We start from the raw sequence: 16,564 nt of genomic DNA, 5'->3' as shown, positions 1-16,564 counted from the left end.
GGGCGGGCCCGGCAAACTGGTCTGCGGCAGAAAGGGACATGCCCGCAGGGGCGCGTCATTTCGCGAGGTTTAACAGCTCGTCGATGGAAGCCCGCATGTTGAAATACTGCTCGGAAACCTTGGCCAGTTTCGCGCAATCGATCTCGGCCACTTCATAGGTTTCCGGCACGACCTCGGTGCGATTGTCCGGATGAGAGTAATAGCCGCTGAGGTTGCACATCTGGTTGGCAATGGAAAGGCAGGCTGCCAGCACTTTGTGCTGCGGATCGCAGGCGTTCAAGTCATGGTGGCCGCGGATGGCGTTGATCACCGCCGGCGTTAATTTCCATTTCTGGGCAAGCATGGCCCCCAGTTCGGCATGGTCCACACCGATGACACGCCGTTCCGCTTCATACCAGGCGATGCGCTCTTCGCGCACAATCGTCTCAATCTCGGCGCACTCATCGGGCAGGTATTCTTCGAGGATGACTTTGCCGATATCGTGAATAAGGCCATAGGTGAAGGCCTCGTCTTCCGAACCGACAAAGCCTTTGACACAGCCAGAAAGCACGATGGACTTCATGGCAATGCCGCAGGCCACGGAATGTTGGAGGAAGTGCGTCGCACTCGACTTCATGCAGTCGAACGCCGTGGCGGTCATGGCGAGATTTTTGAGCACCTTGGCCCCAAGCAGCACCGTGGCGTGCTCCACACTCGTCACTTCCTGGCCCAGCCCGTAGTAGGCGGAATTCACCAGGCGGAGCGTCTTCAGGGCGATAGCCGGATCCGAGGAGATCACATGGGCGACGGACTTCATGTCGCAGGTGGGATCGTTGAGCATCTCGGTCAGCTTGGCCACCGAATCGGGAAGACTCGGGAGGGTGACGACCTCATCCAGAAGGGTTTCAATATCGTAGGCGTTGTCGGGTGCCATCAATCAAGCCCTGTCAGCGCGGGAAAGGAACGCGTGCCAAATCCCCGTTCCTGCATGCAGAGGATTTCAAGATACTGGCCTGGCGTGAGAAATTCGCAGCCTGCAGGCAGCAGGGAGGTGTGAGGCTTCTTGGGATCCTCGCCCGGCGTGACCAGCGTCGCACCGTTGGGATTACTGGCGGGACCGACCACGATGATGCTGCCCTTGCCACCTTGCTTCAGCGCAAGACTGCCCACGAGCGCCTCGCCCTGCTTTTTCCACGTAATCACGATGCGGATTCACTTTCCAACGGGCACACCTCGGGCATGCCGCGACGTTTCGAAGCCTGGCACGTCCGCCAGATTGCCCTCAAGCACTGGCGACAGAACCTGTTCGCGGGATTAGAAAATGTATTCGGGCTCGAGGACCGCGTCGTAGTTCACGGCTTTGTCGGTGAAGGGAAAGCTCACCATCTCGAACACGCCCGTGCTCGTGCGCATGACCGCGCGGGCACCGCCCAGCACCGGAACGACGCCAAGGAGGTAGGCCAGCGGCTTGCCTTCCTTATACTTCTTGTCGAAGGTAACCGGGATTTCGGCCCAGCCGAAGAGGACGTTGGAGACGCCGCGCCCCAGCTTGGTCAGGGATTTTTCAACCCCGGTCGGCTTGGGAAGGTCGAGTTCCGGATTGTACAACTGCGCCGAAACGGGCGACACCTGGAACAGCATCACCCCTACCAGCAGCACGGCAATCCCACTTCGCATAATCAGGTGTTTGGTAGCCAAAACGCTCCCTCCACATCCATTGTTGTTAGTGCCTGTAAACAAACACGTTCCCGTAAAACAATATGGTTCTTGGAGTGTAGCACAGCCGCCAGTACTTGTCAATTAACTACTGCCGACGTAAAAAGCCCTCCCGCCGGGCGCCCCACGGACCTGTCCCTGCGAACCCAAGTGATGCAAAACAAAGCACCCCGCTCGACTCTGGGACGGTTCAAGCGATTGGTACATGGGTCTGATCCGCCCCGCCCGATACTCATAAATAGCTCATAAAAAACACCTTAGAGACACTAACAACATCAACAGGCCGGATTGGCACGGGTTTGGCCTTCACCAAGGTGTCAGTCAACAAGTAACGCCACCGCAGCGTGGTAACAACATAAGGAGAATCACCATGAGCCTGCTAGTACCCATCAAACGGACGAACGTCTTCCCCTGGGCCGGATTTGGCGAACTGGAGCAGCAGTTGGAGCGCATGTTCAATACCGGCTCGACGTCGGAGCAGCAGCCGGGCACGACGTGGCTGCCGCCTGTGGATATCCACGAATCCGACGATGCCTACACGCTGGTCGCCGACCTGCCGGGCATGAAGAAAGAAGACATCACGGTCAGTATCGTCGACGACCGGATTACGCTGAAGGGCAGCCGTAAGCGTGAAGAGCGCCACGAGGAGAAAGGCTATCGCCGCTACGAGCGCGCCGAGGGCACTTTCGAGCGGAGCTTCCGAATCAATGGCGGCGTGGACGGTGCCAGAGTAGAGGCTACGTTCGAGAACGGCGTACTGACCGTGAAACTGCCGAAACCCGAAGAAACCAAGCCCCGCCAGATCGAGGTGAAAGTAAGTTGAGGTCTTCACTCAGGAGACTGGCTCCTGATTCATATAGATAGCGTGGTCCAACGAGGCCACGCCTGACAGGGAAACGATTTCTCCTTCCTGTGGAACAACCGAAGCCCCGCCCCGGGCATGTGCCGGGGGCGGGGCTTCAACGTCATTCAATACGCTCTTTGCTAAAGGAGCGGGGGCCCCTTCGCCCCGAATCAATCGGCGAGGTGAGGCCGCAACTGTTCGCCGAGAATCTCGGAAAAGGCGCTCGCACCCTCCTTGTTGATATGGATCCGGTCCTTGTACAGTTCCGGCTTCAGGAAGATGTCGTTCGTGCCGCTGTCCACGCGAACCACGGGCACCTCCAACTCCTCCAGCAGCGCCAGGTAGGCCTCCAGCAGGGCGGTGTGGTCGGCCAAGTCCTGCCCCTTTTTCTCCCACAGCGGACCCAGGCACACGATAAATTTGACGCCTTTCTCGCGGGCCGACTCGGCGAACTTGCGCAGCGTCTGCACCTGGAAGGGATCGATGGCCGGCGCCGTGGTCGCGGCGGCCGCCGGTGCGTTCTCCTCTTCGATCCGCACAATCTCCAGCACATCGGATCCGAAGTAGGGCAGGAAGCCCCGGCTCTTGATGGTGCCGGCGGAATCAGGCTTGAGGGTGTACTTGAGGAGCGGCATCAGCATGGAATTATAAGGGTAGGCTGCGGAGAGGAGCCGCACGCGCTCGAACTTGCTGCGCTCCAGCAACAGCGCGTTGAGCGCGGGATTTCCGCGCTTGTAGTAAGGCAGCAGCACCGAGAGCTTGTCCAGACTGGCCGTTCCGCCGGCTTCCCGCAGGTCCTCCGGGTTCAAATCCAGGATGAAGGCCTTCGGCGTGTATTCACTCAACACAAGCTGGGCGATTCCGTAGTGGCACAGGAGATTCTGCGCGTCGATGCCGGCGTTGAAAAAGCTCCGGCCGGTGGATTTTTCCAGCACGTCGGGAATGTAGTGGTGCTTGGCGCGGGAAGAGCCAAAGACGACCACATCATTGCGCTGCTCCAGCGTCAGATTGATGCACCCGCCAAAATCGCCTTCCCGGGTTCTGTCGTAGAGCGTTCCCAGGACAAGGCCGAGCCCCTGATCGATGAGGGCGACCAGGAGGACGGCAAGCAGCGCGCGCAGGGCGAAGCGCTTGACGCTAGAATTGGAAGTAGATGAATTGTCCGCCATCAATCACGCCGATCGTCAAAATGAGTAGGATGCAGTACGAGTAAATACTCCAGCGGAACCAGGTGGGCCACCGGTTGAAACTTTCGACCAGGGTCCGATTGCCCTGGAGCCGTTCCACGGCCAGAAGCGAAGCAATGCCCCAGATGCCATAGAAGAAATGGCTGGCGTTGGAAATATCCAGGGAGAACCAATTGGGGCTCAGAATGGCGCCGACCACATGGAAGGCGTCGGAGACATTGTTCGCGCGAAAGAAGATCCAGCCCAGGCAGACGAGGTGGAAGCAAATGAATACCTGGAGCGCGCCGTGCAGGCCCTTGTGCTTTTTCAGTCCCGTCTTCTCGGCAATAGACTCGCGCAAGGACTTGCTCATCAGTGCGAAGACGAGGAAGAAACCGTGAAGCGCGCCCCAGATCACAAAGGTCCAGTTGGCCCCGTGCCAGAGTCCGCTCACCAGGAAGATAACGAACAGATTCCGGTAGTAGTAGATTTTTCCGACCCGGTTCCCGCCGAGGGGAATGTACAGGTAGTCGCGAAACCAGGTGGAAAGGGATATGTGCCAGCGCGACCAGAATTCGGAGATGGACTTGGACTCGTAGGGCTTTCGGAAGTTTTCCATCAGGTCAAAACCGAGCATGCGCGCGGAACCAATGGCGATGTCAGAATAGGCCGAGAAGTCGCAGTAAATCTGGAAGGCGAAGAAATAGGTCGCCATGATAAACGTGGGCGCGGAATCGAAATGGTGGGGATTGTTGTAGACCGTATTCACATAGATGGACAGGCGGTCCGCAATGACGATCTTCTTGAAAAGCCCCCAAAGGACCATGCGCAATCCGTCCACGATCCGCTGGATGTCGAGCGCGTGCTTCTCGTGAAACTGGGGTAGAAAGCTGACCGCGCGCTCAATGGGGCCGGCCACCAACTGGGGAAAGAAGCAGACATACAGCGCAAAGATTCCGAAGTGGTGCTCCGCTTTCTTGTGCCCTCTGTAGACGTCGATGGTGTAGCTCAGGGTTTGAAAGGTATAGAAGGATATACCCGCCGGCAAGAGCAGATTGTAGGTGGGGAAATGATAGGCGATGTTGAAGGTATTGAATACCTCCTGAAAGCTCGCGCTGAAGAAATTCAGGTACTTGAAGGTAAAGAGCATACCCAGATTGGAGGTGAGGCTGAATCCCAGCCACATCTTGCGCAGCCGACTGCTGGCGGTTTTCTCCATGCCCAGGGCCGCAACATAATCCACCAGCGTGGAAAGCACAATGAGAATAATAAACTCCGCCTTCCAGCACATGTAGAAGTAATAGCTGGCAACGAGGAGAAGAATCCACCGGAAACGGTGGGGAATGAGATAATACGCTCCGACGACGAGCGGAAGAAACAGCAGAAAATCTATCGAGTTAAACAGCATGGTCCCAGGTTTTCCGCTTTTTCCGTGTGGCTCGTAGTTGTTCGCATATTCAGATCCGTCGGGGGCTGTACCGGATCTCCCATAAAGGTTGACCCGACTACAAGGGTCGCGTAATGGACGCTATCGAATTCAACGGCCCCGGGGGACCCTGTGTAATACCATGGACGCGGATAACGGCCGCCTCGGGGAAAGGTCTCCCATAACCAACGCTGTTCCCCGGAATTCCGGCACGCAATCAGACTCAAACCCCGACTGGGCGTGGACCGCAAGAGGATCCCGAAAACTCCAGATTCCGACAGGTATCACCGCATCTGCACAGTGGGCGGGATTGTAAAGGTTTCGGTATACGATTTCAAAACACCAGCGGCGCGGATCGCCGCGTGAGTCAACCCGAGTACGAAACCGCCCCGCGCCACGGCTGTTAAGGGCCCCGCCGCGGCGACTGCCGGGCGGGGCGTTGCGAAGATTCGGGAAAGCCGCACGGGCGTTAGCGCGCCAGGCGGAAGCCGTTGATGCCGTCGGAGTGATTCGGGTCGTATCGGAAGCGACGCGCCGAGCGCTGGTTCTCTTTTTTCACCAGTCGGGCCCAGGCGCCGCCGCGGGCTACTTTGTCGGTGCCCACTTCCGGGCCCCGGGGATTGTCCGTGACGTTTTCACTGTAGTAGGTCGCGGAATACCAGTCGTCGCACCACTCAACCACATTGCCGGCCATATCGTAGGCCCCGACGGGGCTGGGGCTGTCCACCGTCTGGATGTTGCCGTTGGGGCTGATATTGATGCCGTTGAACCAGCCCACCGGCGAAGTATAGGACTCTTTCGCGTCCTGGATAATGCCCAGCGGATTGATGAAGCTTGTGCTGCCGTAGTCGGGATTCGGCCGGAAGCTGTCCACATGGAAATTCACCCGATCGCGCGTGGTCAGTTCGTCGCTCGTAATCGGGTAGATCCAGTGCTTCTCCCCGTCCCACGCGGCCGCGCGCTCCCACTCCGCCTCCGACGGGAGGCGGTAGCCGTTTTTCGTGAAGTCGCCGGTCCACGTGTCCGTGTCGTAGACCGGTTCGAGGCCGGAACGCTCGGAAAGCCAGTTGGCAAACAGTACCGCCCCGTACCAGGTCGGTTCCGTCACCGGATGGGTCGCCTTGTCGTAGAAGGTACCGGCCGGGACACCCTCCAGCACTTTGGTCACGAAGGAATTGGTGTTCTGGTCGTAGTCGATGCCATCTTCGGTAAGGGCGAAGGCAAAAACCACCCGGGGCAGGGCGCTGTCGAAAAACCACACGTTCTCCGGAAAACCTTGCCACGATGAGCCGTTGGGCCGCTTGAGCAGATCGCGCGAGGGATGGTGCATAAAGTTCATGAACTCGGCGAACTGGGCATTGTTCACCTCAAACTTGCCTATCTCATACGCGTCGAGCGTCACCTCCCGGCGCGGCAGTTCGTCCTGCAGATCGAAGAGCGCGTCATCCCCGTCTTCCCGGGGACCCATCGTGAAGGTGCCCGCGGGCACGGGGAGCATGACCACATCCTCGAAGAAGGACGCGGTGAAGGACTTCGTGGCGATAACGTCGGTGTCGGTGCGCGGATTGTCGGTGCTGCCGTCGCTCCATTGCGAGAACAGGTAGCCCTCATTCGGCACCGCCGTAACCGCCGTGGTGCTCGCGCCCACCTCGACATCTTGAATGGACACACCGGAAATATCCCCGTTCTCGCCCGCTTCATAGGTCACCGTCAAGGTCGCGGAGAAGTTGGCCGTCACGGAAATGTCGCCACTGACATCCAGATCGGTCCGGGGATTGTCCAGGACGCCGTCGCTCCAGCCGTCAAATCCGAAGCCGTTGGCGGGCACCGCCGTAACCGTGCGCCCGTCCGCACCGTCGCGGATGGTCTGGCTCGCGGGGCCGGTCAGGCTCCCGTTGCTGCCCGCCGTATAGGTCAACGTGAACAACTCCACAAACTGGGCGGTCACCGTCACATCACTGACCACATTGACGTCGGTCCGGGGATTCTGCTTCGTATTGTCGCTCCACTTATCAAAAACAAAACTGGCGTTCGGCGCCGCCGTCACGGCCGTACCCGACCCGCCCGTATTCACTATCTGGGTCGTCGCGCCGGTAAGGGTGCCGCCCTCGCTTGCCAGATACGTCAGGGTGAAGGCGGGCACAAACTCCGCCGTCACACTCAGATCGCTCGTCGCGCCGGTATCCACGCGGGGATTGTCCGTTCGGCCGTCGCTCCACTGGTCGAAACCATAGCCTTCATTGGGCACTGCGGTAACCGCCGTACCCGTACCGCCGCTGCCGATGACTTGCTCCGTGGCGCCCGTCAAGGTGCCGTGGGTATCCGCCGCATAACTCAGCGTGATCGCCGTGGCGAAGTTCGCGGTCACGGTGACGTCCCCGTCCACATCGACATCCGTCCTGGGATTGTCCGCCCGACCGTCGCTCCAGCCCGCGAAGCCGAAGGTTGCGTTCGGCACCGCCGTCACCGCCGTGCCGTCCTCACCGTCGTTCACAATCTGGGAGGTCGCGCCCGTGATCGTTCCGTTGGCTCCGGCCACGTAGGTCAGGGTGTACTGGGCCAGGAAATTTGCCGTTACCGTCACATCGCCATCCACATTGAGGTCGGTGCGGGTATTCTCCTCGACGCCGTCGCTCCAGCCGATGAAGATGAAGCCCTCGCCGGGGATCGCCGTAACCGCCGTTCCATCATTACCGTCAATAACCGACTGCTGGGTCACGCCTTCCACGGTTCCACCGGTACCGGCGGTGTAGGTGAGCTGGAAAACTTCCAGGAAGTTGGCCGTAACCGCCAGGTCCGCCGCTATGTTGATATCGGTGCGCGGATTGTCCGTGCGCCCGTCGCTCCAACCGTCAAACACAAAGCTGTCGTCGCGAACCGCCGTCACCGGCGAGCCGCTGCCCCCTTCGGGCACGAGCTGGCTGGCGTTGCCCGCAATCGTGCCGCCCGCGCCCGCCGTATAGCTCAGCGCGAAGAGCTCGGCAAAGTTGGCGGTCACCGTAATATCCGCGCCCACAGCCCGGTCGCGGCGGGGATTGAGGGTACTGCCATCGCTCCAGTTGACGAAGGCGAAACCATCCAGCGGCACGGCCGTCACGGCGGAACCATCGGCGCCGGGCGCCACACTCTGGGGACTGAGCCCTTCAACCGTACCGCCGGGACCCGCCGCATAAGTCAGGGTAAAGGGATCGCCCCCGTCGCAAGGGCCTTCAAAGCCACCGAGTGCGATAATCTGGTCCAGCCGGTTGCGGCTGACTTGGATGGTCTGGGCGGTGGGCGTTGGGTCGTCGGCTAAGAGGCATACCGTAATCAGATCACCTTCATCGTCTTCCGGCGTCCCGGGTAGATCAACCACCACAATCGTGTGAGGGGCGATGGAACTATTTGCTCCCGCTGTTCCCACGACCGCCACGTCGGTGCCCGCCGACAATACGGCGGGGGTTCCACTCGGCGTTCCATAGTCACCCGGCACGAAGATATCGGCCTCTGTATAATCGACCGTATATCGGGCCGCGCCCGCCGCGAGCACAAAAGTCTCCGCCGCGTTGTCGATACTTTCAATTGAACCGGCGATTTGTGCGTTTAACACAGCCGTTGCCAGGCCGGCGGACAATGCCGGTGAAAGTGTAAAGTTGCCCCCCTCGCCCTCAAGCACATTCAGGCCGCCCAGCTCGAGGAAGAGCAGGCCCGCACTCTCCGGCGCAATCTCAAAATCAAAATCCAGGGTGTAGGTTCCGCCATCGGCAAGCGCCAGCGCGATGGTCTCCAGCGGATTGTTCACCAGCACCATGCTCGCTTCCGAAATCACGAGTTCCACACCGCTATAGGACCCGGCGGGCACGGTCGTATCGGAGAGCAACGCCGCCACGTCGGTCAAGTCGAGGAGATCCACCGTCTTCGCGCTGGAGAGCACGCTGGTGGACTCGGTTTCCGTACCATCCAGCGAAAGGATGCGAATGGCCTGAATCCGGGCTTCGAGACTCAGGATGGCCGCGTCATCCACAGGGACAAGGCCCTTGGGAAGTGATTTTCCGGCAACGGGCATTCCTGTGGCGAGGAGAACCTTGAGACTTTCCTCCTCGGGGGTCGGGGGCGGGCAACTGGTGAGGGCGATGGATGCCACCACGGCCAAAGTAAGAAAAAATGAAAACCGTCGAAAATAAGTGTGCACGTGCATTACGAGTTTCCCTGCTGAGCCCAGCCAGTATAGACGCCACTTGCGGTAGTGTTTTATCGTCAGTCTACAGGATTATACAGGATACGATGGATTTTCATCACACGGAGGAACCAATTTGTTCGCGCAACGGTAATGATTACCGCCTGTTATCCCGGTTAATTCCCAGTTCTGCGCTCGGGATCCGGCCTGGACTCCGTCCCGCCTTCGGCTGGCGGGGAAGCGGTTCGTCGGTGCATACCCCGTTGCAGCCATTCGCAGCGCACTTCCAGGGCGTTAATCCCCACCAGGATGGCCACGGCGATCATGGCGAGTTTCACCCCGAGGAAGGGGGAGCCCGCGGCAATGACCACGCCGATAGCGGCGAGCACCCAGATACTCGCGGCGGAAGTGGCCCCCACCACCATACCATCGCGGGTAAGCATGACCCCGGCGCCGAGAAAGCCGATCCCGGTGATCACCTGCCCGATGATACGGGTGGGATCGGTGTTGGGGTTATTGGTGACAAAGCCGATATCGACGAAAACATAGGTGCCCAGAACAATGAGCACGCTCGTACGAATGCCGATAGGCTTTCCCTGCCACTGTCGCTCCAGCCCGATGATGGCCCCCGAAATGAGGCAGGCGAACAGCGCGATCCACGAAAGGGGCGCGACGGAAATCCAAGGACTTTCGCCCCAGGCGTACAGTTTGAGATAGAGAGCTTCCAAGACGCGTTTCACCTTCCAACCCGGCGCGACAGGTACGGTCAACCGTGGAATTTTTCGCCATTTGTCCTAACTATAACAGGTTTTCGATCGCGTGGTGCGGCCAGCCCCCACAGCGGTGCGATTCACGCCGTTCCGCCCGATTTCGAGGGGTGGGGAGGGCCGGGGGAGTCCCCAAAAAAAACATATCTTGAAACTTGTTATTGCTTTTCCTCTCCATGTAATGTATGCGCGATCACAACCGATCATTCAGGAGACCGAAGATGAACGCTGAAGGACGACGAATTACCAATCGCACGTCCCGGCTGACGCGGGAAGTGCTGCTAAGCCTGCTGGACCGTCATACGTCTGGCTGCTTGCCCTCTCCCCACCAGCGCCGCACGCTCTCTATAGCGCTGTGCCTGCGCGGTGCGCTTCAGCCGAAAAAGCAACGTCTACGGAACCCTGAATGGAACGCCTAGCTTCTTATAGCCTCGATATCACTCCCGGTTGCCCCGCTGGGGCCGCGCCGGCACACCGTGCCGGATACCGGGGTCCGAACGGGCCGTCGTTTCGGGAAGCCCGCCTTCCCACCGCTGACGGCCTTTCCGCATATGGGGCAATGGCGTGGGAGAAGGTCGTGGTGGGACGGGGTGAATATTCTCGGCCCCCGGTGTGTAATGAGATCCCTGAAATTCCGCTGGTGAAAAATCAGCCCCCACAAGGTTGCCAGGGGGGTGACCAATTGAATATAATGGATGGTTCCCCGGACTTTTTGCAGGCGGAACTTCCTCCTGTACCGCTCCGGGCAGGCCGGTCCCTTCCGGGCGCCGCGCCAGCCGTCGATTTCGTCCCGCAGGCTTGGGTCCTGCACCACGCTTATTAAATGACAAGGCCGTAAGTGTGTTCTTGCCATTTTTTACCCTAGGTTGCCGTGACTAGAAACCCGGCTAACTCTTGCGATTTACCGCAGTGTTGCGGTATTCGAAAGGAGGATTTATACGTTGGCTAAAGGAAGACACCTTCTCATCGATTGCGTGAATGTGCCCCGGGAAGTCTGTGGCGACGACAAAGCTGTACTGAAGGCGATGGCAACGGCCGCGGAACGCGCCGGTGCGACCGTCATCTCCCAGGTTCGCTACCATTTTGGGCACAATTCCGCACCTGGCTTCACCGCCATGGTCCTGTTGGACGAGAGCCATTGTTCCGCGCATGCGTATTCGGACGAAGGCCTCCTCGCCTTGGATATCTTTACCTGCGGCAATACCGACCCCCGGGATGTATTGGCGTATATGCAGGAGATGCTCGATCTGGGTGATATTACCGTGCAGCATTGCGAACGGTTCCATACACCCGGCGAGCGCTTTAGAGCGCCTGAGATTGCTGTCTCCCTGAAGTCCTTTCGTGCCGAAGCGTTCGAACTCGCGACGAGCGCGAACGGGCACGAGTAACCGCTGATTCCACAGCGGTGCGTCGGACGGCCCGAATACGGTACCAATCCGTAACTCGGGTCGGGTAGTTTCCCCGTGCCCCGGGCGGCTGACCCAGGGTGCGAAACACTGTAAAACTTAATCGCCGCGCTCCAGATGGCTGGAGCGCGGCGATTTCTATTCAAGGGACGGGCGCGAGTCCGTGCCGTTACGCCCCCCACTTCTCGCGGATCATCTTGAGACCGTTTGTGGCCAGGTATTCTTCGCTCGGCGCCATGACACGCCATATGCAGGTGGCGCCGGCAAGATCCGGGATCCAGGAACCGAAGGCCTCGATCACCATCCAGCCGTCGTACCCGATTTCCTTCAGGGCGGCGAAGCAGGTGTCGTAATCAATGTGGTCGTCGCCCGGCGTTGCGCGGTCATTGGCGGAGATATGCACGTGATTGATGCAGTTGCCGCCCGCGCGAATCGCCTCGGCAAAATCCTTCTCTTCGATGTTCGCGTGGAAGGTGTCGAACATTTCGCCCACCGCTTCAATGCCCACGGCGCGCACAAGATTGGCGGAATCCGACTGGGTGTTGAGGAAATAGGTCTCAAAGCGGTTCAAGGGCTCGATGGCCAGCTTGATACCCTTTTCGGTGGCATACGCGCCCACTTCGCGGAAGCCCTGAATCGCCCTGTCCATCTCGTCCGGCACCGGACCACGGCCGATCAGCCGGCCCACCGGGCTATACAGCGGGCCGCAGAGGGCTTCCGCACCGAGCACCACGCAGGCGTCAATGCAGGACTTGAGATGGGCGACGGCCGCTTTGCGCTCGGCCTCGTCTTCACCGATGAGGTTCGTGCCGCCGGGTAGAACGGTCACCGCCGTACGGCCCAGACCCAGTTCGTCGCACTTGGCGGCCAGTTTAGCCCAGGGGGATCCATCGGCCGAAAACATGGGAAACTCCACGCCATCGAAGCCCCAGCCTTTAATCTGTTCAAGCAGGGGCAGATGACTCTCATCGGCGCCGCCGGTCCAGAGCAACAGATTCATCCCGACTTTCATGGGTAACTCTCCTTCTGTCAGCGCATCCCTCATCGGAGCGCCCGCGTGTTTGAGAAATGCCCGGCGTGCGTAATCGCCACCCGCCAAAGGGCCCTGCCACTATACGGATGGCCGTGCCGGAAGGCAAATGGAGGCTGGAGATGGGAAGAGTGACTGCATTATGGACCCGAAGGATCCCAAGGACCCCAAGGACCCAAAGGACCCAAAGGACCCAAAGGACTCAAAGGACTCATAAGACCCAAAGGACCCAAAGGACCCAAAGGACTCATAAGACCCATAAGACCCATAAGACCCATTCCCCACCCGGAGCTCCTGCCCGGGGCTTCGGTCACCCAAAGCCCCCCAATCGCAGCAACCCCCCCTGACACCGGTGTCTTGCGCACTTTTATTGGTATTTTTGCGAATTTTTCGCCCGAGATCGTTGTTTAGCATTGAAACTTTTCCCAACAATCGGGGATGATATATGGGATAACGCAGGAGCAGCATCTTGAAGTACCGCCCGACGACTATCCATTCCACACAATTTGCCCGATTCGTGGCTGCGGTGGCCACCCTCACGTGCTCCCTGAGTACGCGCGCGGCGGAACCATCGCCCGAGGCCATCGAGTTCTTTGAGACCAAGGTCCGCCCCGTGTTGGCGGACCGTTGTTTTAAGTGCCACGGCCCCGAGACACAAAAGGCGGGGGTGCGCCTCGACGCGCGCTCGGCCATGCTGGCGGGTGGCGAGGGCGGTCCGGTGCTGCTTGAGGGGGATCAGGCCCCGAACAGCCGCATCCTTCAGGTCATCAAGTATGATACCCAGTTGAAAATGCCCCCGGACGCGAAGCTGCCCCAGGAACAGATCGACGCCATCACGGAATGGGTCAGCATGGGCAGTCCCTGGCCCGGCGGCGAAGAAATTGTGGCGGCAAACAAGGAGACCGCCTGGGCGGATCGGGTCGCGGCCGCGAAGGCGTCCCACTGGTCCTTCCAGCCGGTTGCACTGCCCGCCGCGCCGGAAGTAACCACGAAAGAATGGGCGAAGACCCCCATTGACCAGTTCATCCTGGCACAAATCGAGGGGAAGCAGATCACCCCATCGGCCCGAGCGGACAAGCGCACGCTGATCCGACGGGCCTACATGGACCTGACGGGCCTGGCCCCCACCATGGACGAAGTACGGGCCTTCGAAGCCGATGAAAGTCCCGAGGCCTTCGACAAGGTAATCGAGCAATTGCTTGCGTCGCCGCGCTATGGCGAACGCTGGGGCCGACACTGGCTGGACGTGGCGCGCTACGCCGACTCGAAGGGCTATGTATTTCAGGAAGAGCGGAGTTTCGGCTTTTCCCACACCTACCGCGACTATGTCGTTCGGGCCTTCAATGAAGACCTGCCCTACAACACCTTCCTCAAGCAGCAACTCGCGGCGGACCTGATGGACCTGGGTGACGACAAGCGCCCCCTGGCCGCGCTGGGCTATCTCTCGCTCGGGCGCCGCTTCGTCGGCAATATTCACGACATCACCGATGACCGCATCGACGTGGTCATGCGGGGCATGCAGGGCCTAACGGTTTCCTGCGCGCGGTGCCACGACCACAAGTACGACGCCATTTCCGCGGCGGACTATTACGGTCTCTACGGCATCTTCCGCAGTTCCACGGAGCCCGCAGAGCTGCCACTCATTGAAGAGCCCAATCCGGACGACCCGAAGTATCAGGAGTTTCTCGCCGAGTTCAACCGCAAGCAGGCGGAAAAGGAGGCGCTGGTGGATCAGATCCAGGGCGACCTGCTGACGCATTGCCGCGATCAAATCGGCACCTACCTCACGGCGGCACACAAGGCCTGGGACATGGATGACCCGACACTGCGGGTGCTGGCCGCCGACCTCAAAGTGAAGTGGCAACTTGTGACGCGCTGGCGTGATCATCTGAAGGCCCTCTCGGCGCAACCCCATCCCATACTCGGCCCCTGGTTCGCCTACCGCGCGCTGCCCGAGGCCGAATTTGCGGCAAGAAGCACCGAACTGGCCGCGCAGATAGCGGGCAAGTCGCTGAACGGCACCGAGGTGAACCCGCGCATCGCCAAACGCTTTGAAGGCGATGCGCCGAAGTCGATGGACGAGGTGACCCAGCGCTACGTGGATGCGCTCCGCGACGCATCGAAGGACTGGGCGGACCTGCTGGCTTCCCGTCAACAAATAGCCCTGAATAACCCGGAACGTGCCGGCGATATGCCCCAGGCGCTTCCCGATGTGAACCAGGAAGCGGTGCGGCAAGTTCTTTTTGGCAAGGACAGCCCCGCCAACATTCCCCGGGGCGACGTCTGGAATTTGAGTGAAGTGCCTATCCAGGGGCAGATGCGCGACAAAGACAATGCCATCACGCGGGTAAAGAATACTCACCCCGGCCGGCCGAACCGGGCCATGGCGCTGGTGGACGGCGAGTTGTTCAACCCCTATGTGTTTCGCCGTGGCCAACCCGGCAGCAAGGGCGATGATGTGCCGAGGAAATTCCTCGACGTACTCTCAACCCCCGCGTCGCAGCCCTACACCAACGGCAGTGGCCGTCTCGAACTGGCCAACGCGATTGCAACCCACGAAAACCCGCTCACCGCGCGGGTGATGGTGAACCGGGTCTGGATGCACCACTTCGGCCGCCCGCTGGTGGGTACGCCGAGTGATTTCGGCGCGCGCAGCGATCTGCCCACCCATCCCGAACTCCTCGACTATCTCGCTAGCGAATTCATGGCCGGCAACTGGTCCGTGAAAAACCTGCACCGGATGATCATGCGCTCGGCGGTGTACCAGCAGCAGAGCCTCGCCCGGCCCGACGGTGCGGCCGCCGATCCGGAGAACCGGCTGCTCTGGCGGCAGAATCGGCAGCGCCTCGACTTCGAGTCCATGCGCGATGGGGTGCTCCTGGCCGCGGGCCGACTGGACACGACCATGGGCGGCGAAGGGGTATCCATCGTGGAACCCCCCTTCTCCACGCGCCGCACAATCTATGGTCAGGTGGAACGCCAGAATCTTCCGGCGGTCTTCCGCACCTTCGACTTTGCGAGCCCGGACATTCACACGCCCATGCGCGTGAACACGACCGTGCCCCAGCAGGCCCTCTTCCTGATGAACAGCCCCTTCCTCGTGGAACAGGCCGAGAAGCTTGCCGCACGCGACTCGGTCGCGCAAAAGACGAGCGCCGAAGATCGCATCGCCGCGCTCTATCAAGCCGTCTTCCAACGCGATCCCGCGCCCGACGAAATCGCGCTGGGCAAACGCTTCGTTGAGCACCAGGAGACGGCTTCCCCCGACGCGTTCTCCCATCCTCGCTGGCAGTATGGCTATGGCGCGGTAAACCCGGCCACCGGCGCACTGGAATCCTTCACGGCCATGCCCCACTTCACGGGCACCGCCTGGCAGGGCGGCCCCACGCTACCCGATCCTGCAACGGACTGGGCCTCGTTGAATTCCCACGGCGGTCACCCCGGTCCGGCGGGTTTCGCGGTGGTGCGGCGCTGGACCGCGCCCTACGATGCAACGATCGCCATGGACGGCGACCTGAAACACGGCTCCGCAGAGGGCGATGGCGTTTTTGCCTCCGCAGTAACTTCAAGCGGCCAGGTGCTTTGGCGCGGCAGCGCACACAACAGCAGTACGGCAAGTACCTTTGACGGGTTGTCGGTAAAGGCTGGCGACACGATTGACCTGGTCGTTGACTGCGGGGCCAATCAGAGTTTTGATTCGTTCACCTGGCACCCCCGTATTCACGTGCTCGCTCCCGCCGATGGAAAGACCAGCGCGGGACGGGAGACCGAATGGCGTTCTCGCCTGGGCTTCCAGGGACCACCCCCGCCGCCTATCGAACCCTGGGGAAAATACGCCCAGGTGCTGTTGATGTCGAACGAGTTTATGTTTGTGGATTAGGTGGAAAGCGACTTGCGAAGAATGGGTCTTATGAGTCGTATGGGTCATATGAGCCAAGACGCCAGAGCCCTGTAAGACCCAAAAGACCCAAAAGACCCAAAAGACCCAAAAGACCCAAAAGACCCAAAAGACCCAAAAGACCCATAAGACCCATAAGACCCATAAGACCCATAAGACCCATAAGACCCATAAGA

Annotated in this window: 11 protein-coding genes; 3 read left to right on the top strand and 8 right to left on the bottom strand. The window is 60.1% G+C overall.

What is annotated here, in order from left to right; translation table 11 throughout:
* Nucleotides 1-55 precede the first annotated feature (55 nt).
* The 3 genes from JNK74_16280 to JNK74_16270 form a co-directional block, all read right to left on the bottom strand.
* Nucleotides 56-913 carry an HDOD domain-containing protein gene (locus tag JNK74_16280; protein ID MBL7647741.1) on the bottom strand — a complete coding sequence of 286 codons (858 nt, stop codon included), beginning with the start codon at nt 911-913 and terminating at the stop codon, nt 56-58.
* Nucleotides 913-1,182, bottom strand: a complete 270-nt coding sequence (locus JNK74_16275; GenBank protein ID MBL7647740.1) for a hypothetical protein — start codon at nt 1,180-1,182, stop codon at nt 913-915. Before JNK74_16275 ends, JNK74_16280 begins: the two co-directional genes overlap by 1 nt.
* A 111-nt stretch (nt 1,183-1,293) precedes the next feature.
* Nucleotides 1,294-1,677 (bottom strand): exosortase system-associated protein, TIGR04073 family, encoded by a 384-nt coding sequence (locus JNK74_16270; GenBank protein MBL7647739.1) that lies wholly within the window; start codon nt 1,675-1,677, stop codon nt 1,294-1,296.
* 388 nt (nt 1,678-2,065) lie between these two features.
* Here JNK74_16270 and JNK74_16265 point away from each other — a divergent pair, with 388 nt between their 5' ends.
* Nucleotides 2,066-2,518: an Hsp20/alpha crystallin family protein gene (locus tag JNK74_16265; GenBank protein ID MBL7647738.1), complete on the top strand. Its 453-nt coding sequence runs from the start codon at nt 2,066-2,068 to the stop codon at nt 2,516-2,518.
* Nucleotides 2,519-2,709: 191 nt separating this feature from the next.
* Here JNK74_16265 and JNK74_16260 read toward each other — a convergent pair whose 3' ends face one another.
* The 4 genes from JNK74_16260 to JNK74_16245 form a co-directional block, all read right to left on the bottom strand.
* Nucleotides 2,710-3,708, bottom strand: a complete 999-nt coding sequence (locus tag JNK74_16260) for a hypothetical protein (GenBank protein ID MBL7647737.1) — start codon at nt 3,706-3,708, stop codon at nt 2,710-2,712.
* Nucleotides 3,677-5,113: an MBOAT family protein gene (locus JNK74_16255; GenBank protein ID MBL7647736.1), complete on the bottom strand. Its 1,437-nt coding sequence runs from the start codon at nt 5,111-5,113 to the stop codon at nt 3,677-3,679. Before JNK74_16255 ends, JNK74_16260 begins: the two co-directional genes overlap by 32 nt.
* A 487-nt stretch (nt 5,114-5,600) precedes the next feature.
* Complete coding sequence (locus JNK74_16250) at nt 5,601-9,308, bottom strand: SUMF1/EgtB/PvdO family nonheme iron enzyme (GenBank protein MBL7647735.1); 3,708 nt, start codon at nt 9,306-9,308, stop codon at nt 5,601-5,603.
* Between the two features lie 155 nt (nt 9,309-9,463).
* On the bottom strand, nt 9,464-9,967 hold the full coding sequence (locus JNK74_16245) for an MgtC/SapB family protein (protein ID MBL7647734.1): 504 nt from the start codon (nt 9,965-9,967) through the stop codon (nt 9,464-9,466).
* A 1,028-nt stretch (nt 9,968-10,995) separates the two neighbouring features.
* Here JNK74_16245 and speD point away from each other — a divergent pair.
* Nucleotides 10,996-11,442 (top strand): adenosylmethionine decarboxylase, encoded by a 447-nt coding sequence (gene speD, locus JNK74_16240; GenBank protein ID MBL7647733.1) that lies wholly within the window; start codon nt 10,996-10,998, stop codon nt 11,440-11,442.
* A 187-nt stretch (nt 11,443-11,629) separates the two neighbouring features.
* On the opposite strand, the gene JNK74_16235 is transcribed toward speD, so the two are convergent.
* Nucleotides 11,630-12,472: a sugar phosphate isomerase/epimerase gene (locus JNK74_16235; protein ID MBL7647732.1), complete on the bottom strand. Its 843-nt coding sequence runs from the start codon at nt 12,470-12,472 to the stop codon at nt 11,630-11,632.
* Between the two features lie 487 nt (nt 12,473-12,959).
* On the opposite strand from JNK74_16235, the gene JNK74_16230 reads away from it, so the two are divergent.
* The gene (locus JNK74_16230) at nt 12,960-16,370 is read left to right on the top strand and encodes a PSD1 domain-containing protein (protein ID MBL7647731.1); all 3,411 of its coding nucleotides are present in this window, start codon (nt 12,960-12,962) and stop codon (nt 16,368-16,370) included.
* The last annotated feature ends 194 nt before the right edge of the window (nt 16,371-16,564 follow it).

The sequence above is a fragment of the Candidatus Hydrogenedentota bacterium genome (genome assembly GCA_016791475.1).
Classification (GTDB): domain Bacteria; phylum Hydrogenedentota; class Hydrogenedentia; order Hydrogenedentales; family JAEUWI01; genus JAEUWI01.
This window is presented reverse-complemented; position numbering and strand designations above follow the sequence as displayed.